The organism is Pseudomonas syringae group sp. 247E2, assembly GCF_032587795.1.
GTDB classification, from domain to species: domain Bacteria; phylum Pseudomonadota; class Gammaproteobacteria; order Pseudomonadales; family Pseudomonadaceae; genus Aquipseudomonas; species Aquipseudomonas amygdali.
Genome location: NZ_JAWHPK010000001.1, coordinates 738,889 through 756,134, shown reverse-complemented (window position 1 = coordinate 756,134; position 17,246 = coordinate 738,889). Strand labels below are relative to the sequence as shown.

The following is a 17,246-nucleotide window of genomic DNA, read 5'->3' as shown; positions in this document are numbered from 1 at the left end:
TAACTTGTCAGGGAGCCTGAATTCGAGAAATGGCTACAGGCGTTGACGCTTTACAGGCGTGACGGGGAACCCGGGTTTAAAGTGCAGCCCCGCAAGGGCTGCACTCATCGAACAACCAGCAGCATCAGAACAGCTTGCGGCCTTTATTCGCAGCAATACGCATACGCAAGGCATTGAGCTTTATGAAGCCTGCCGCATCAGCCTGATCATAGGCGCCTGCGTCATCTTCAAAGGTAGCAATATTGGCATCGAACAACGAATCGTCCGACTTGCGACCGGTGACGATCACATTGCCCTTATAAAGCTTCAGACGTACAACACCGTTCACATGGGCCTGAGACGCGTCGATCATCTGCTGCAGCATAAGACGCTCCGGGCTCCACCAGTAACCGGTGTAGATCAGGCTGGCGTACTTGGCCATCAGTTCGTCCTTGAGGTGGGCGACTTCACGGTCCAGGGTGATCGACTCAATGGCGCGGTGAGCGCGCAGCATGATGGTGCCGCCCGGTGTCTCGTAGCAGCCACGGGACTTCATGCCCACGTAGCGGTTTTCAACGATATCCAGACGTCCGATGCCGTTTTCGCCACCGATGCGGTTCAGGGTCGCCAACACAGTGGCAGGTGTCATCTCAACGCCGTCCAGCGCAACGATGTCGCCATTGCGGTAGGTCAGCTCCAGATAAGTTGCAACGTTCGGCGCGTCCTCAGGGGACTTGGTCCAGCGCCACATGTCTTCTTCATGCTCGGTCCAGGTGTCTTCCAGCACGCCGCCCTCATAGGAGATGTGCAGCAGGTTGGCATCCATCGAGTACGGAGATTTCTTCTTGCCGTGACGCTCGATCGGAATGTTGTGCTTCTCGGCGTAGTCCATCAGCTTTTCACGAGAGAGCAGGTCCCATTCACGCCACGGAGCAATCACTTTGACCCCTGGCTTGAGCGCATAGGCGCCCAGCTCGAAACGCACCTGATCGTTGCCTTTGCCGGTGGCACCATGGGAAATGGCATCAGCGCCGGTTTCGTTGGCGATCTCGATCAGGCGCTTGGCGATCAGCGGGCGAGCGATGGAAGTGCCCAGCAGGTACTCGCCTTCATAGACGGTGTTGGCACGGAACATCGGGAACACGAAATCACGCACAAATTCTTCGCGCAGGTCATCGATGTAGATTTCTTTCACGCCCATGGCCTGAGCCTTGGCGCGCGCCGGCTCGACTTCTTCACCCTGACCCAGGTCAGCGGTAAAGGTCACCACTTCGCAGTTGTACGTATCTTGCAGCCACTTGAGGATTACCGAAGTATCCAGGCCACCGGAATACGCGAGAACTACCTTGTTTACGTCCGCCATGCCATCACTCCACCGGGTTGTACGGAAAACCGCTGATTCTACCGTTCAAACCAGCAAATTTACAGGGGCGCGACAGCTTGTGACGACAAGGCGACGTTTGGCAGGAGCGTTATGCAGCCCTCAGGACGTGTGCGCTGCACTGACCGCAGAGGCTACAGGTACCGGACGCTCATCGGGCGCAACACGCTCCAGATGCACGTTCACGCGGCGGTTGCGCGCACGATTGGCCTCATTGGTGTTGGGCACCAGCGGGTAGCGTTCGCCGTGAAACCGCAGGGTGATTTGCTGCTCGGGGATACCCTGAGCCTTGAAGTAGTCCATAACCGCCAGCGCACGGCGGCGGGAAAGGTCACGGTTGGTGAGTCGATTGCCACTGTTATCCGAATGGCCGTCAAGCTCGATACGGTTAACCGTCGGGTCGGCCTTCAGATAGGCCACCATGTTGTCCAGACGCGCCTTGGCACGGGCATCCAGTTCAATACCGCCACCGGGAAATCCCACTTCAGCCTGTTTGACCTGATCGAAGTTCATCGGCAGAAGTTTGGCTGTGCACGCCTGGTAATCGCTGAACGCCTTGCTGAACTTGACCGGCAGCAGGCGCACTTCCATCTGGCCACCGTCACGGGTGTAGTGACGGATAAGCGGGCTGCGACCGTCCATCAGACCACTGATCAGGCGCCCGGCCTGTGCCTGGGAAGTATTGAAGGGTATGTCGCCATTGCTGACGCGCACCGAACCCAGATTGATATCACCGCGCCCCGGCTGCCACGGTGCTGCGGCGGCCAGCAGCGTTGCTGAACCGTTGCCCAGCATGTTGTATGAAGCCTTGAGGCGAAACGTCGCCTGCTCACCGGCACGGCGCACGAACTCACCGGCACCGAAGTCGGTGATCGGCTGAGTCAGGCGGCATTCGAACTGATCGCCTTCGACCTTCCACTCGATGCTCTCCAGACGTGTCTGGAAACTGATAGCCATCGCCGGGAGGCTGGCAAACATGCTGAGCAGGGCTAAATATCGCTGGCGCACGGGAGGCTCCACTGGAAATAAACGCGAAACAAAAAATGACTGACTGACAAGGGGGCTATCGGTAACTTCGTGCAAAACTTGATAGCGGATGCCTGAGAGAGTCTTTTCCGGTAGCATTCCCAGCGAGTTTGACCCGCCTGGAATCCCCAATGTCTGACCGCCTGACCCTCCTGCGTCCCGACGACTGGCACATTCACCTCCGTGACGGAGCTGTCTTGCCTCATACCGTTGCTGACGTAGCGCGAACTTTTGGCCGCGCAATCATCATGCCCAACCTCGTGCCTCCAGTGCGCAACGCGCAGCAAGCCGATGCCTATCGTCAGCGCATTCTGGCTGCACGCCCGGCCGGCAGCCGCTTCGAGCCGTTGATGGTGCTGTACCTCACCGACCAGACCACGCCTGAAGACATCCGTACCGCGAAAGCCAGTGGCTTCGTGCACGCCGCCAAGCTGTATCCGGCCGGTGCAACCACCAACTCCGATTCCGGTGTCACCAGCATCGACAAGATCTTCCCTGCCCTCGAAGCCATGGCTGAAGTCGGCATGCTCCTGCTGGTACACGGGGAAGTGACGCGCGGCGAGATCGACGTATTCGATCGCGAAAAGGTCTTCATCGATGAGCACCTGCGTCGTGTAGTCGAACGCTTCCCGACGCTAAAAGTGGTGTTTGAACACATCACCACCGGTGAAGCGGTGCAGTTCGTCAATGAAGCATCAGCCAATGTCGCGGCGACCATCACCGCGCATCACCTGCTGTACAACCGTAATCACATGCTGGTTGGCGGCATTCGTCCGCACTTCTATTGCCTGCCCATTCTCAAGCGCAATACGCATCAGGCCTCCCTGCTCGACGCCGCCACCAGTGGCAGCGGCAAGTTCTTCCTGGGTACCGACTCGGCACCGCACGCCCAACACGCCAAGGAAAACGCTTGCGGTTGCGCCGGTTGCTACACCGCCTACGCGGCCATCGAATTGTATGCAGAAGCTTTCGAGCAGCGTAACGCTCTGGACAAACTGGAAGGCTTCGCCAGCCTTCACGGTCCGGCGTTCTACGGCATGCCCGCCAATCAGGACACCATCACGCTGGTGCGTGACGAGTGGACCGCCCCTGCCAGCCTGCCGTTTGGCGAGTTGACCGTTATCCCGCTGCGCGCTGGTGAAAAACTGCGCTGGCGTCTGGAGGAACACGCGTGAGTGAAGATCATTTTGACGACGAACACGAAGGCCACGGCGGTGGCGGCGGTTCTCGTCACCCGATGGCAGCACGCTTTCGCGGCTACCTGCCCGTGGTCGTCGACGTAGAAACCGGCGGTTTCAACTCAGCCACCGACGCACTGCTGGAAATTGCTGCCGTGACCATCGGCATGGATGAAAGAGGCTTCGTGTTCCCGGAACACACCTATTTCTTCCGCGTAGAGCCGTTCGAAGGTGCCAACGTCGAACCCGCTGCGCTGGAGTTTACCGGTATCAAGCTGGATCACCCGTTGCGCATGGCGGTCAGCGAAGAAACCGCAATGAACGACATCTTCCGCGGCGTGCGCAAGGCTCTCAAGGCCAATGGCTGCAAACGCGCCGTGCTGGTCGGCCATAACGCCAGCTTCGACCTCGGCTTCGTCAATGCCGCTGTCGCGCGAATGGACATGAAGCGCAACCCGTTTCACCCGTTCTCAAGCTTCGACACCGCTACCCTCGCAGGCCTGGCCTACGGTCAGACCGTGCTGGCCAAGGCCTGCCAGGCTGCCGGAATCGACTTCGACGGCCGCGAGGCCCACTCGGCTCGCTACGACACCGAGAAGACTGCAGAGCTGTTCTGCGGCATCGTCAACCGCTGGAAGGAAATGGGCGGCTGGGAAGACTTCGACGACTAAGGTCGGCACGCCATTGAACGGACCGGCTTCGCGCCGGTTTTTTCATGCCTGTCTGGAACGGGATATCTGGATACGCTGACTCTGAAAACAACCACTCATCGTTCTACCTGAATCGAACCCAAAACAGTTTTGACAAGCATTCTCATTAACATTAAGCTCCTCGGCACCAAGCAATAAACCAGCGACGGTCAATAGCTTATGTATGTTTGTCTTTGCCAAGGTGTCACAGACGGTCAAATCCGGGATGCAATTCTGGAAGGCTGCTGCAGTTATCGTGAAGTCCGTGAAACGCTGGGTGTTGCGAGTAAATGCGGAAAATGCGCCTGCCTTGCGAAGGAAGTGGTGCGTGACACGCTGACAGAACTGCAAACCACTCAGGCATCGCTGGCCTATCCAGCAGAATTTTCAGCCGCCTGAATACCCCTCTTTTAAAGAACCGGGCACCCTGCCCGGTTTTTTTATGCCTGTAATTCAAGCGCTTAGCGTCAAGATGCGGAACTCAAACATTCTTATTCCTATTTAAATTCACTTATTATTCAACAACTTAGGTTTGACAGGCGTTTAAGCGCGGCTCACACTCGGCGCTTATATACACAAGCCACCGGCAGGACCTCGAACATGAAAGGCGACATTACAGTCATCCAGCATCTCAACAAGATCCTCGGAAACGAGCTGGTCGCCATCAATCAGTATTTCCTGCATGCGCGCATGTATGAAGACTGGGGTCTGAAAAAGCTCGGCGGCCATGAGTACAAAGAATCCATCCATGCGATGAAGTACGCTGACAAGCTGATCAAGCGCACGCTGTTCCTTGAAGGGCTGCCAAACCTGCAGGATCTGGGCAAGATCCTGATTGGCGAGCACACCAAGGAAATGCTGGAGTGCGACCTGAAGATCGAGCAGAAAGGCCTGGCTGATCTGAAAGCCGCGATCGCTCACTTCGAAACGGTAGGTGACTTCGGCAGCCGTGAGCTGCTGGAAGACATCCTTGAGCCCAAGGAAGAGCAAATCGACTGGCTGGAGACTCAGCTGGGGCTGATCGTCAAAGTCGGTATCGAGAACTACCTGCAGTCGCAGATGGGCGACTGATTTACCGGTTGCGTTGCAATGAAAAAGCCCGCCTCAATCGAGAGCGGGCTTTTTCTTGTGCGTAAAACCATGCTTGAGCGCAGGACACGATAATCTCGACGATCGTGCCCACGCTGCAGCGCAAGGCTTTACTCGGCTTTGGCGGCCGATGCTTCCTTGACCAGCGTTTGCAGCGAACCATCAGCCATCATTTCGGTGATGATGTCGCTACCGCCGACCAGTTCGCCAGCCACCCACAGTTGCGGGAAAGTCGGCCAGTTGGCGTACTTTGGCAGGTTGGCGCGAATTTCAGGGTTTTGCAGAATGTCGACGTAGGCAAATTTTTCGCCACACGCCATCAATGCTTGGGAAGCCTTGGCCGAAAAGCCGCATTGAGGGGCATTCGGAGCGCCTTTCATGTAAAGCAGAATGGTGTTGTTGGCAATCTGCTCTTTGATCGTTTCGATGATATCCATGGAGCACCTCGGCTGAAATATCCGACTCAGTTGTCGGCACGGTGGCGCATTGTAACGAAATCCCGAGCATGACGCTCTGTCTTGAGCCTTAACAGGCAGCCACCTGTACCGGCACACCGTTCAACGCCGCATTGCCGGAGAGTACGTCGAGTTGCCGTTCGTCGGTCAGGTCATTGGCGCTCACCCCTGGCTGACTCCGGGCAATATCCATTTTCACCCCCGCACGCGAATGCCCCCAGCCATGCGGCAGGCTGACCACTCCGGGCATCATGTCCAGACTGCCCAACACCTGCACCTCGATCGTCCCGACCCGGGAGCTGACCCGAACCTGCTGGCCATCGCTCAAACCACGACAGGCAAGATCGTCAGGGTGCATCAGCAATTGATGCCGGGGCTTGCCTTTTACCAGCCTGTGATAGTTGTGCATCCACGAATTATTGCTGCGCACGTGCCGACGACCAATCAGCAACAATGCTCCGGAATCGGGAGCGGGATCCGCAGCGAAGCGCGTCAGGTCGGCCATGATGACCTCTGGGGCCGCCTGAATCCGCCCATTGGCGGTTTTCAGGCGTTCGGTGAGGTTAGGCTTCAACGCGCCCAGATCAAGCCCATGCGGGTAGCTGGCCAACGTTTCCAGTGACAGTTTGTGCGGCGATGCATCGCCATAGAAGCCTGCGCGCAACCCGCGATCAATCATCTGCGCGGGTGGCAGGGTCGGTTTGAGTTCACGCTGCGCCTGGGCTGCAAATGATCTGGCCAGACCGACAAATATCTCCCAGTCATGCAGCGCACCTTCGGGCTTGTCGAAAATGGCCTGATTGAAGCGAGTGACGTTGCGCACTGCCAGGGTATTGAAGGTGGTGTCGTAGTGATCGTTTTCCAACGCTGAGGTGGACGGCAGGATCAAGTCGGCGTGGCGGGTAGTTTCGTTGATGTACAGATCAATGCTGAGCATGAACTCCAGACCTTCGAGCGCCTGCTCCAACTGACGGCCATTGGGGGTGGACAGAACCGGGTTACCCGCGACAGTCACCAGCGCGCGAACCTGCCCTTCCCCGTCCACGAGCATTTCCTCGGCGAGCGCTGAAACCGGCAACTCGCCGCCGTACTCAGGCAGGCCGGACACCCGGCTTTGCCATAGATTGAAATGGCCGCCCGAAGTCGAACTGACGAGGTCAACTGCGGGCTCCGTACACAGCGTTCCGCCCACGCGATCCAGGTTGCCGGTCACCAGATTGATCAGTTGCGCCAACCAGTGACACAGCGTGCCGAAGGCCTGGGTCGACACCCCCATTCGGCCATAACAGACCGCCTTGTCGGCTGCAGCAAAATCCCGCGCCAGTTGCCGGATCTGCTCGGCAGCAATGCCGCAGCGTGGGCTCATGGCCTGCGCAGTGAAACCTGCAATGGCGTGTCGCACCTGATCCAGGCCATCGATAGGCAAGTGACTCTCGCGAGTCAGGCCTTCTTCAAACAGAGTATTGAGCAGCCCGAACAGCAGCGCTGCATCACCGCCCGGACGCACGAACAGGTGCTGGTCGGCGATGGCCGCCGTCTCACTGCGGCGCGGGTCGATGACCACGAGTTTACCGCCGCGCTGCTGGATGGCTTTCAGACGCTTCTCAACATCTGGCACGGTCATGATGCTGCCGTTGGACGCCAATGGGTTGCCACCCAGGATCAGCATGAAGTCGGTGTGATCGATATCCGGAATCGGCAACAACATGCCGTGGCCATACATCAGAAAACTGGTGAGGTGATGCGGCAACTGGTCAACCGAGGTCGCCGAGAAGCGATTACGAGTCTTGAGCAGCCCGAGGAAGTAATTGCTGTGGGTCATCAGCCCATAGTTGTGCACGCTGGGGTTACCCTGATAAACCGCTACCGTGTTCTGCCCATGGCGCTGTTGAATCGCGTAAAGCCGCTCTGCCACCATATCGAACGCGGCCTGCCAGGCAATCGGTCGCCATTGATCACCACTGCGCAGCATCGGCTGACGCAAGCGGTCGGGGTCGTTCTGGATGTCTTGCAGCGCAACAGCCTTGGGGCAGATGTGGCCACGGCTGAAAGTGTCCAGCGGGTCACCCTTGATCGAGGTGATGCGCGGGGCAGAATCCGGCTCGGTAACGGTCTCGATGGCAAGACCGCAAATGGCCTCGCACAGGTGGCAGGCGCGGTAGTGTTCAGTCCGGGTCATCACAGCCTCAGATCTTGTCGTGGCAATCCGGTTGATTGCCTGACAAGCACTATGGCCGCTGCCAATGCCCCGCGCCACTGACGTTTGTCATGTGAATCGGGGAGCATCAGGCGCGCCGATGAGTAGACCGTATCAGCCGCCGATAGGCGTGACGACCTTGCGCTGCAGCTGGATTTCAGTGACGGTTTCGACCTGCTCCTGAGCCAGGTGAACACCGGTCAGGTCACCGATCAGGCGCCAGTGCTCGTCGAGCCCTGAGCTGATGGTCGCCATGCGATCAATCATGCGCCGCCCCGCATTACGCGTGACTTCGTCCTCGCTGCGCAGCAACTCAAAGGACATCGAGGTCATTGAGGCGGTCAGATGGGTAAGCGTGCGGGCGGTCAGCCCGAGTAACTCCGTTAGTTGACGCTCTTTTGAGTCCATTCCCCACCCCTCGATCAGTAATGTATCGGCAACGATTTATAACCTACGCCCGGCATTAAAGAAACGGTCCTTGTTTCCAGCCCGTGAAGCGGGTCGCATTCAGCGCACCCGCGCAAACCCGGACTGTTGCAGGATTGGTACTAATTGCCAAGCGCTATTTGAGCAGTGTACAAATGCTGCCTTCGGAAAAAGCAGAGATGGCTATTGGCCTCATCAGCTTAGCCAGTTTTTAACTCGTCAACAAAGAATAACAGTGCCCCCTGAAAGGGAGCGCCAGTGACATCGGTGTTTCAGAAAACAGCATGCTATTGGTAAGACGCGACATTTTTTTATACTATCGCGCCTTTCTTATTCGTCGCCTCGTGCGGCTTCCGCCGCAGGTCTCGCCCGTTTTCCCGATAAAAACCGGCTTTGATAACCTGCGGTCTGTTGCAAAAAAGGTAGTTAATCATGAACGCCAGGCACTTTCTCTCGATGATGGATTACACCCCAGATGAACTCCTGGGCTTGATCCGTCGTGGCGTAGAGCTCAAAGACCTGCGAAATCGCGGTGAGCTTTTTGAGCCGCTGAAGAACCGGGTATTGGGGATGATTTTCGAGAAATCCTCGACACGTACCCGTCTTTCTTTTGAAGCAGGGATGATTCAGTTGGGTGGCCAGGCCATCTTTTTATCCCATCGCGACACCCAATTGGGCCGTGGCGAGCCAATTGCCGACAGCGCAAAAGTGATGTCACGCATGCTCGATGCGGTAATGATCCGTACCTATGCGCACAGTAATCTGACCGAATTCGCCGCAAATTCCCGCGTTCCGGTTATCAATGGTCTGTCGGATGACCTGCACCCATGCCAGTTGCTGGCCGACATGCAAACCTTTCTGGAGCATCGCGGCTCGATCAAAGGCAAGACCGTCGCCTGGATCGGCGATGGCAACAACATGTGCAATAGCTATATAGAAGCGGCCATTCAGTTCGACTTCCAGTTGCGCGTGGCCTGCCCTGCCGGTTACGAGCCGAACCCCGAGTTCCTGGCGCTGGCCGGTGAGCGAGTGACCATTGTTCGCGACCCGAAAGCAGCGGTCGCCGGTGCACACTTGGTCAGCACCGACGTGTGGACCTCCATGGGTCAGGAAGAGGAAACCGCTCGGCGCATGGCGTTGTTCGCACCGTTTCAGGTAACGCGCGCCTTGCTCGACCTGGCCGACAAGGACGTACTGTTCATGCACTGTCTGCCTGCCCACCGTGGCGAAGAAATCAGTGTAGATCTGCTGGATGATTCGCGTTCGGTCGCATGGGATCAGGCAGAGAATCGCCTGCACGCACAGAAAGCGTTGCTGGAGTTTCTCGTCGCGCCGTCCCATCAGCGCGCATGAGCCAGTTGCTGCTGAACCTGCGCAATCTGGCGTGCGGCTATCAGAATCAGCGCGTGGTGCAGGAGTTGAATCTGCACCTTAACGCGGGTGATATCGGCTGCCTGCTGGGTTCATCGGGCTGCGGCAAGACCACCACACTGCGTGCGATTGCCGGTTTCGAGCCGATACATGCAGGGGAGATAACCCTGGCAGGCGAAGTCATTTCCCGCCCGGGCTGGACTCTGGCACCGGAAAAGCGTCGCATCGGCATGGTGTTTCAGGATTACGCGCTGTTCCCGCACCTGAGCGTCGCCGAGAACATCGCATTCGGCATTCGCAATCACCCGCGCCTTGATCAGGTGATCGCCGAGTTGCTTGAACTGGTCAACCTCGGCGCCTTGGGCAAACGCTACCCTCACGAGTTATCCGGCGGGCAGCAACAACGAGTGGCCCTGGCCAGGGCGCTGGCACCGGAGCCAAAACTGTTGTTGCTCGATGAACCCTTCTCCAATCTGGATGGCGAGTTGCGTAGACGTCTGAGCCATGAGGTGCGCGATATTCTCAAAGCGCGTGGCACCAGTGCCATTCTGGTGACCCATGATCAGGAAGAGGCTTTCGCGGTCAGCGATCATGTCGGCGTATTCAAGGAGGGTCGCCTGGAGCAGTGGGATACGCCTTACAACCTGTATCACGAACCTCGCACACCCTTTGTTGCCAGCTTCATTGGCCAGGGGTATTTCATTCGCGGGCAGATGATAGACCCCGAATCGGTGCGCACCGAACTGGGTGTTCTGCGTGGCAACCGGGCATATCCGGGCGTCAGCGGCAGCGCCGTGGATGTCTTGCTGCGACCTGACGATATCGTCTACGCGCCGCAAAGCGACCTGAAAGCGCGGGTAATCGGTCGAACATTTCAGGGCGCATCGACGCTGTATCGCCTGCAGCTGTCTACCGGCAGCCAACTTGAAGCCATTTTCCCCAGTCATGCCGATCACAGCCAGGGCGAGGAAGTCGGTATTCGGGTGGCAGCTGACCATCTGGTGCTGTTTGCAGCGCCAGGCAGCGTCGCGGCGCATACGGTCAATCACTGAGCCCCAGCTTATTCCCTGCCAATCGGTGCGAACCGAGCCTGCGTATGCTCGGCCAGCACGGCTGCCGAAAGCTCAACCTCCAGCCCCCTCCTCCCGGCGCTGACGTAAATACTCTCAAAACCCTGCGCTGTGTCGTCAATGAACGTACGCAGGCGCTTCTTCTGGCCCAGTGGGCTGATGCCACCCAACAGGTAGCCCGTTGAGCGCTGCGCCGCCGCGGGGTCAGCCATTTCGGTTTTTTTCGCCCCGGCGGCCTGTGCCAGAGCCTTCAGATCAAGCGTTCCGACGACCGGCACTACGGCGACCAGTAACTCGCCCTTTTCGGTACTGGCCAACAATGTCTTGAAAACCCGCGCTGGCTCCAGCCCCAGCTTTTCCGCTGCTTCCAGCCCATATGACGCTGCTTTGGGATCGTGTTCGTAACTGTGGATACGATGTTCGGCGCGAAGTTTTTTCAGTAAATCCAGTGCAGGGGTCATGCAACGCTCCTTAGGCTTCCGACTGCCTGCCACTTTAAGCCAAGTAAAGTGAACATGCCTTGATTCACGCCACGTGCAACACTGATGGCTTTTTGGTAACAGCCATAAAATCCCGGTATAAAGCGGCTGTGCGGGCTCGTATCCACTCCATGACCGTTCGGTTCCGACCTTTGACAGCGTTGTTTCTTGTCTATATTTTTTCGTTTACGAATATTATCGAAAGCGGTTTTTCGGTATAACTCGCACCAGCGATCAGAAATGGGGTTTTTCTGATACGCACGAATAACGAGCACCCATGCCTGTCTCAGGGTGCCGAGACAAAAACAAAAATGAGGTATCCATGACCATCGCACTAAAACAACCGACACTCACCGGGCAATGTGTAGCTGAATTTCTTGGCACAGCCCTGATGATTTTTTTCGGCACAGGATGCGTTGCAGCGCTCAAGGTCGCGGGAGCCACTTTCGGCTTGTGGGAAATCTGCATCATCTGGGGCATGGCCGTCAGCATGGGGATCTACCTCAGCGCCGGCATTTCAGGTGCCCACCTCAACCCGGCCGTCAGCATCGCGCTGAGTCTGTTTGCCGGTTTCGAAAAACGCAAATTGCCTTTTTATATCTCGGTGCAAATCGCAGGCGCGTTCTGCGGAGCGGGCTTGGTGTACCTGTTGTACATCAGTCTTTTTTTCGACTTCGAACATGCGCACCACATCATTCGCGGCAGCGAACAGAGCCTTGAACTGGCGTCGGTGTTCTCGACCTATCCAAACCCTGCCATTTCCGTGGGGCAGGCATTTCTGGTCGAAGTGGTCATCACCACTATTTTGATGGGCGTCATCATGGCTTTGGGCGATGACAGCAACGGTTTGCCGCGCGGCCCGCTGGCACCCTTGCTGATAGGCCTGCTGGTGGCGGTGATCGGCAGCTCGATGGGCCCGCTGACCGGTTTTGCCATGAACCCGGCGCGCGACTTCGGTCCAAAGCTGATGACGTTCTTCGCTGGCTGGGGTGAAATAGCCTTCACCGGTGGTCGTGACATTCCTTATTTCCTGGTTCCGATTTTTGCGCCCATCCTGGGCGCCTGCCTTGGTGCTGCTGGCTATCGCGCGCTGATTGCGCGTCATCTGCCGAGTGCCGATCCTGTTGAAAACGAAAAAAATGCTCCAGTGGTTCGCGGCAAAGTTCAGGCTTCATCTTGAATTTCACTCAATTTGAATCTCACCCAACTGAATCCCACCCAACAATGCAAGGCAATCGACATGACTGACACACAGAACAAGAACTACATCATTGCTCTTGACCAGGGCACCACCAGCTCGCGCGCCATTATTTTCGACCGCGATGCCAACGTGGTGAGCACTGCCCAAAGCGAATTCGTACAGCACTATCCGCAGGCAGGCTGGGTCGAGCACGACCCGATGGAAATCTTCGCCACTCAGACTGCGTGCATGACCAAGGCGCTGGCGCAGGCTGATCTGCACCATAACCAGATCGCTGCCATCGGTATCACCAACCAGCGCGAAACCACCGTCATCTGGGAGCGCGATACCGGCCGCCCTATCTACAACGCAATTGTCTGGCAGTGCCGACGCAGCACCGAGATTTGCCAGCAGCTCAAGCGTGACGGTCTTGAGGAGTACATCAAGGACACTACAGGCCTGGTGATTGACCCGTACTTCTCCGGTTCGAAGGTCAAGTGGATTCTGGACAACGTCGAAGGCAGCCGCGAGCGCGCCCGCAAAGGCGAACTGATGTTCGGCACCATCGATACCTGGCTGATCTGGAAATTCACCGGCGGCAAGGTGCACGTTACCGACTACACCAACGCCTCGCGGACCATGCTGTTCAACATCCATACGCTGGAATGGGATCAGCGCATGCTCGATGTGCTGGATATCCCGCGTGAGATCCTGCCAGAAGTCAAAGGCTCTTCCGAGGTCTACGGCCACAGCAAGAGCGGCATCCCGATTGCCGGTATCGCAGGCGACCAACAGGCGGCGCTGTTCGGCCAAATGTGTGTCGAACCCGGCCAAGCCAAGAACACCTACGGCACCGGCTGCTTCCTGCTGATGAACACCGGCAAGAAAGCGGTGAAATCGGCGCATGGCATGCTGACTACCATTGGCTGCGGGCCTCGCGGTGAAGTGGCTTACGCATTGGAAGGCGCCGTGTTCAACGGTGGCTCGACCGTGCAGTGGCTGCGCGACGAACTCAAACTCATCAACGACGCGCTGGACACCGAATACTTTGCCAGCAAGGTCAAGGACAGCAACGGCGTGTATCTGGTGCCGGCGTTCACCGGTCTGGGTGCGCCCTACTGGGACCCGTATGCACGAGGCGCACTGTTCGGCCTGACCCGTGGCGTGAAGGTTGATCACATCATCCGTGCAGCGCTGGAATCCATCGCCTATCAAACCCGCGACGTACTTGATGCGATGCAGCAGGACTCCGGCGAACGCCTCAAGTCACTGCGCGTGGACGGCGGTGCCGTGGCCAACAACTTCCTGATGCAGTTCCAGGCGGACATTCTCGGCACCCACGTTGAACGCCCGCAAATGCGTGAAACAACAGCCTTGGGCGCCGCGTTCCTGGCCGGTCTGGCGATCGGGTTCTGGAGCAGCCTGGACGAGTTGCGCAACAAGGCGGTGATCGAGCGCGTGTTCGAACCTTCCTGCGAAGAGGCCCACCGCGAGAAACTCTACGCGGGCTGGCAAAAAGCTGTCGCGCGGACCCGTGACTGGGAACCGCACGAAAACGAAGAGTGATACCCGCTGTTGTGCGGAGGGGACAGGATTCCGGCTGACAGGTCACACTTGCCTGCGGCATGATGGGCGCCATTTGCAGAGGGCGCTCAAGGAAAAACAATGAACCTGCCTCCCCGCCAACAACAGATCCTCGAACTGGTCCGTGACCGTGGTTACGTCAGCATTGAGGAAATGGCGACGCTGTTCGTCGTGACCCCACAAACCATCCGCCGTGATATCAATCAACTGGCGGAAATGAATCTGCTGCGTCGCTACCACGGCGGCGCGGCCTATGACTCCAGCATCGAAAACACCGCCTACGCCATGCGTGCGGATCAGATGCGCGACGAAAAACAACGGATAGCCGAGGCCATCGCCGCGCAGATCCCGGACAACGCCTCGTTGTTCATCAATATCGGCACCACCACCGAATCCATCGCCCGCGCCCTGCTCAACCACAACAACCTGAAGATCATCACCAATAACCTGCATGTGGCATCGATCCTAAGTACCAAGGATGATTTCGAGGTCTTGATAGCTGGCGGCAATGTGCGTCGTGACGGCGGCGTCGTAGGCCAGGGCAGTATCGACTTCATTACCCAGTTCAAGGTGGACTTCGCCCTGGTCGGCATCAGCGGTATCGATGAAGACGGCAGCCTGCTGGATTTCGATTATCAGGAAGTACGGGTTTCCCAGGCGATCATCGCCAACGCACGCAAAGTGCTGCTGGCGGCTGACTCCAGCAAGTTCGGGCGCAATGCGATGGTCCGCTTGGGGCCAATCACCCTCATCGACTGCCTGGTAACCGATCAGCCACCTGTGCCCGCGCTGCAGCAGTTGCTGAATCAGCACAAAATTCGTCTGGAAGTAGTGTGATTGTCAGGAACGAGTGGTTTCCGCGATTACACATGCCGTTCTGGATACTCTGCGCCCTATCCTGAATATGAGGCGCGGCGCAGATGTGTGACGCAGAGCGCCGAATATCGTGCGACGCTCCGCGTCGCATGCCTTTCTGGACGCTCTGCGTCCTCGTGCGGCCAGAGCGTCGCGATCTGCATTCCCGCTGGAGCCTGAGACACGAGAGGTGTCTAGGCTGGCATGTGCAGAACGAAAAGCATCAGAAAATACGATCATCCCGCGCATAACATCCCGCCCTACAATGTTCATTTTTGTTCTTTTCCTGACTCCACCATCAGTATTTTCAATCGATACTTGCTGGCAAGGGCAATTTTATTGAGCTATTATTTTCGAAAGTGAACATTAATGTTCAGATTCGCCTTTCGAGCTTTGCTCACGAATTGTCCAGGAGGCCACCAATGCCCCACACTACCGTGCCAACCCAACCCCTCTCCGAGGTTTACGACATCGCCGTTATTGGCGGTGGCATCAATGGTGTCGGTATTGCGGCGGATGCCTCCGGTCGCGACCTGTCGGTTTTTCTTTGCGAAAAGGACGACCTGGCCAGCCACACGTCCTCGGCCAGCAGCAAGCTGATTCATGGCGGCCTGCGCTATCTTGAGCACTACGAATTCCGCCTGGTCCGCGAGGCACTCGCAGAGCGCGAAGTGTTGCTTGCCAAGGCGCCGCACATCGTTAAACCCATGCGTTTTGTCTTGCCGCACCGCCCGCACCTGCGTCCAGCGTGGATGATTCGTGCCGGCATGTTCCTGTATGACAACCTCGGCAAGCGCGAAAAGCTGCCCGCTTCGAAAACCATTCGTTTTGGTGCGGACAGCCCGCTCAACTCGAGCATCACCCGTGGCTTCGAATACTCCGATTGCTGGGTCGATGACGCTCGTCTGGTGGTGCTCAACGCCATGGCAGCGCGTGAAAACGGCGCGCACATTCATACTCAGACTCGCTGTGTCAGCGCCCGCCGTATCAAGGGCATGTGGCATCTGCATCTTGAGCGCAGCGACGGCAGCCTGTTCTCGATCCACGCCAAGGCATTGGTCAATGCGGCAGGCCCGTGGGTGGCCAAGTTCATCCGTGAAGACCTCAAGCTCGATTCGGCTTACGGCATCCGCCTGATTCAAGGCAGCCACCTGATCGTGCCGAAACTGTACGAGGGTGAGCACGCGTTCATTCTGCAGAACGAAGACAAGCGCATCGTGTTCACGATTCCGTACCTGGAGCACTTCACCATCGTCGGCACCACCGACCGTGAGTATCAGGGCGATCCGAACAAGGTGGACATCACCGAAGGCGAGATGGATTACGTGCTGAAAGTGGCCAACGACCACTTCAAGAAACAGTTGAGTCGCGCAGACGTGCTCCACACATTCTCTGGCGTGCGCCCGCTGTGCAACGACGAGTCCGATAATCCGTCTGCCATTACCCGTGATTACACGCTTTCGTTGTCAGGCGGCGCGGACGAGGCACCAATTCTGTCGGTGTTCGGCGGCAAGCTGACCACCTACCGCAAACTGGCCGAATCGGCGATGACGCAATTGGCACCGTTCTTCAAGCAGATGAAACCGAGCTGGACGGCCAAGGCAGCACTGCCAGGCGGCGAAGACATGACCACGCCAGAAGCCTTGGCAGCAGAAATGACCCGTCGCTTCAGTTGGCTGCCCGCGCCTATCGCCAAACGCTGGGCGATTACCTACGGCAGCCGCAGCTGGCGCTTGCTGGAAGGCGCGCAAGGTCTGGAAGACCTCGGCCAGCATCTGGGTGCAGGTCTGTACACCCGAGAGGTCGATTACCTGTGCGACCAGGAATGGGCTACCAGCATCGAAGACATCCTGTGGCGCCGAACCAAGCTTGGCCTGTTCACTACGCCTGAAGAACAGGCCGCTGTGCGCAGCTACCTGGAAACTGTTGTGCGCAACAAGGGCGCTATCGAGGCTGCCTGATAGCTCGCATACCACCTGTTCGTCCATCGCGCGGCGAACAGGTTTGTTCCTCTGCACCGCCCTCCCCTGAATACCCGGCTGCATTCGGTTTTCCGAACATTTCGCTCTGCCTGATTCGGCTTCCCGGACGCTTCGATTCCGGGCGTCGCATTCAACCACGAATAAAATCCTTTAAATTCATAGCCTTGATTGATTCAAGCTGCTTGGCACGACTCATGCTCTACACTCTGAACCGAGCGTTTCGACAGGGCGTGTGTCTGGATCTGGACGCCGTTGAAGCATTCGCCAAGAAGCGGGCTGCCTCCCATTGCGGCCCCATCAATAAA

16 protein-coding genes are annotated in these 17,246 nt (G+C 57.6%); 10 read left to right on the top strand and 6 right to left on the bottom strand.

Annotated features, from left to right (window positions below; genetic code table 11):
- Positions 1–124: 124 nt before the first annotated feature.
- Both RYC18_RS03495 and RYC18_RS03490 read right to left on the bottom strand, forming a co-directional pair.
- Positions 125–1,342, bottom strand: a complete 1,218-nt coding sequence (locus RYC18_RS03495; RefSeq protein ID WP_003412906.1) for an argininosuccinate synthase — start codon at positions 1,340–1,342, stop codon at positions 125–127.
- A 120-nt stretch (positions 1,343–1,462) separates the two neighbouring features.
- A complete protein-coding gene (locus RYC18_RS03490) occupies positions 1,463–2,368 on the bottom strand; it encodes a flagellar protein MotY (RefSeq protein WP_004658181.1) in 906 nt (301 codons plus the stop codon).
- Positions 2,369–2,517: 149 nt separating this feature from the next.
- Here RYC18_RS03490 and pyrC point away from each other — a divergent pair, with 149 nt between their 5' ends.
- The 4 genes from pyrC (at position 2,518) to bfr (ending at position 5,324) form a co-directional block, all read left to right on the top strand.
- Complete coding sequence (pyrC, locus tag RYC18_RS03485) at positions 2,518–3,561, top strand: dihydroorotase (RefSeq protein WP_005741019.1); 1,044 nt, start codon at positions 2,518–2,520, stop codon at positions 3,559–3,561.
- On the top strand, positions 3,558–4,235 hold the full coding sequence (rnt, locus tag RYC18_RS03480; protein ID WP_005741018.1) for a ribonuclease T: 678 nt from the start codon (positions 3,558–3,560) through the stop codon (positions 4,233–4,235). Before pyrC ends, rnt begins: the two co-directional genes overlap by 4 nt.
- A gap of 198 nt (positions 4,236–4,433) precedes the next feature.
- The gene (locus RYC18_RS03475; protein WP_002554850.1) at positions 4,434–4,652 is read left to right on the top strand and encodes a bacterioferritin-associated ferredoxin; all 219 of its coding nucleotides are present in this window, start codon (positions 4,434–4,436) and stop codon (positions 4,650–4,652) included.
- 201 nt (positions 4,653–4,853) lie between these two features.
- Entirely contained in the window at positions 4,854–5,324 is a 471-nt protein-coding gene (bfr, locus tag RYC18_RS03470; protein ID WP_002554851.1) for a bacterioferritin, read from the top strand.
- 128 nt (positions 5,325–5,452) lie between these two features.
- On the opposite strand, the gene grxD is transcribed toward bfr, so the two are convergent.
- The 3 genes from grxD to RYC18_RS03455 form a co-directional block, all read right to left on the bottom strand.
- Positions 5,453–5,779 (bottom strand): Grx4 family monothiol glutaredoxin, encoded by a 327-nt coding sequence (gene grxD, locus RYC18_RS03465; RefSeq protein ID WP_002554852.1) that lies wholly within the window; start codon positions 5,777–5,779, stop codon positions 5,453–5,455.
- 88 nt (positions 5,780–5,867) lie between these two features.
- Positions 5,868–7,976 (bottom strand): molybdopterin oxidoreductase family protein, encoded by a 2,109-nt coding sequence (locus tag RYC18_RS03460; protein WP_316883201.1) that lies wholly within the window; start codon positions 7,974–7,976, stop codon positions 5,868–5,870.
- Positions 7,977–8,108: 132 nt separating this feature from the next.
- Positions 8,109–8,402 carry a hypothetical protein gene (locus RYC18_RS03455; RefSeq protein WP_002554854.1) on the bottom strand — a complete coding sequence of 98 codons (294 nt, stop codon included), beginning with the start codon at positions 8,400–8,402 and terminating at the stop codon, positions 8,109–8,111.
- Between the two features lie 450 nt (positions 8,403–8,852).
- Between RYC18_RS03455 and argF the strand changes: the two genes are divergently transcribed.
- Both argF and RYC18_RS03445 read left to right on the top strand, forming a co-directional pair.
- Complete coding sequence (gene argF / locus RYC18_RS03450) at positions 8,853–9,773, top strand: ornithine carbamoyltransferase (RefSeq protein WP_002554855.1); 921 nt, start codon at positions 8,853–8,855, stop codon at positions 9,771–9,773.
- On the top strand, positions 9,770–10,843 hold the full coding sequence (locus RYC18_RS03445; protein ID WP_316883198.1) for an ABC transporter ATP-binding protein: 1,074 nt from the start codon (positions 9,770–9,772) through the stop codon (positions 10,841–10,843). The genes argF and RYC18_RS03445 overlap by 4 nt, the downstream gene beginning before the upstream one ends.
- Before the next feature lie 8 nt (positions 10,844–10,851).
- Here RYC18_RS03445 and ybaK read toward each other — a convergent pair whose 3' ends face one another.
- Entirely contained in the window at positions 10,852–11,322 is a 471-nt protein-coding gene (gene ybaK / locus RYC18_RS03440) for a Cys-tRNA(Pro) deacylase (RefSeq protein WP_004658186.1), read from the bottom strand.
- A gap of 340 nt (positions 11,323–11,662) precedes the next feature.
- On the opposite strand from ybaK, the gene RYC18_RS03435 reads away from it, so the two are divergent.
- The 4 genes from RYC18_RS03435 to glpD all read left to right on the top strand — a co-directional run bounded on the left by RYC18_RS03435 (position 11,663) and on the right by glpD (position 16,920).
- The gene (locus RYC18_RS03435; protein ID WP_316883191.1) at positions 11,663–12,520 is read left to right on the top strand and encodes an MIP/aquaporin family protein; all 858 of its coding nucleotides are present in this window, start codon (positions 11,663–11,665) and stop codon (positions 12,518–12,520) included.
- A gap of 60 nt (positions 12,521–12,580) precedes the next feature.
- The gene (gene glpK, locus RYC18_RS03430; RefSeq protein WP_002554859.1) at positions 12,581–14,086 is read left to right on the top strand and encodes a glycerol kinase GlpK; all 1,506 of its coding nucleotides are present in this window, start codon (positions 12,581–12,583) and stop codon (positions 14,084–14,086) included.
- A gap of 99 nt (positions 14,087–14,185) precedes the next feature.
- Complete coding sequence (locus RYC18_RS03425) at positions 14,186–14,941, top strand: DeoR/GlpR family transcriptional regulator (protein WP_003363617.1); 756 nt, start codon at positions 14,186–14,188, stop codon at positions 14,939–14,941.
- A gap of 440 nt (positions 14,942–15,381) precedes the next feature.
- On the top strand, positions 15,382–16,920 hold the full coding sequence (glpD, locus tag RYC18_RS03420) for a glycerol-3-phosphate dehydrogenase (protein ID WP_046832734.1): 1,539 nt from the start codon (positions 15,382–15,384) through the stop codon (positions 16,918–16,920).
- Positions 16,921–17,246 lie beyond the last annotated feature (326 nt).

Coding starts and splice junctions, on each gene's coding strand:
- RYC18_RS03495 (WP_003412906.1), bottom strand. CDS start 1,342: ATGGCGGACGTAAACAAGGTAGTTCTCGCGTATTCCGGTGGCCTGGAT.
- pyrC (WP_005741019.1), top strand. CDS start 2,518: ATGTCTGACCGCCTGACCCTCCTGCGTCCCGACGACTGGCACATTCAC.
- RYC18_RS03475 (WP_002554850.1), top strand. CDS start 4,434: ATGTATGTTTGTCTTTGCCAAGGTGTCACAGACGGTCAAATCCGGGAT.
- bfr (WP_002554851.1), top strand. CDS start 4,854: ATGAAAGGCGACATTACAGTCATCCAGCATCTCAACAAGATCCTCGGA.
- grxD (WP_002554852.1), bottom strand. CDS start 5,779: ATGGATATCATCGAAACGATCAAAGAGCAGATTGCCAACAACACCATT.
- RYC18_RS03460 (WP_316883201.1), bottom strand. CDS start 7,976: ATGACCCGGACTGAACACTACCGCGCCTGCCACCTGTGCGAGGCCATT.
- RYC18_RS03455 (WP_002554854.1), bottom strand. CDS start 8,402: ATGGACTCAAAAGAGCGTCAACTAACGGAGTTACTCGGGCTGACCGCC.
- argF (WP_002554855.1), top strand. CDS start 8,853: ATGAACGCCAGGCACTTTCTCTCGATGATGGATTACACCCCAGATGAA.
- RYC18_RS03445 (WP_316883198.1), top strand. CDS start 9,770: ATGAGCCAGTTGCTGCTGAACCTGCGCAATCTGGCGTGCGGCTATCAG.
- ybaK (WP_004658186.1), bottom strand. CDS start 11,322: ATGACCCCTGCACTGGATTTACTGAAAAAACTTCGCGCCGAACATCGT.
- RYC18_RS03435 (WP_316883191.1), top strand. CDS start 11,663: ATGACCATCGCACTAAAACAACCGACACTCACCGGGCAATGTGTAGCT.
- glpK (WP_002554859.1), top strand. CDS start 12,581: ATGACTGACACACAGAACAAGAACTACATCATTGCTCTTGACCAGGGC.
- RYC18_RS03425 (WP_003363617.1), top strand. CDS start 14,186: ATGAACCTGCCTCCCCGCCAACAACAGATCCTCGAACTGGTCCGTGAC.
- glpD (WP_046832734.1), top strand. CDS start 15,382: ATGCCCCACACTACCGTGCCAACCCAACCCCTCTCCGAGGTTTACGAC.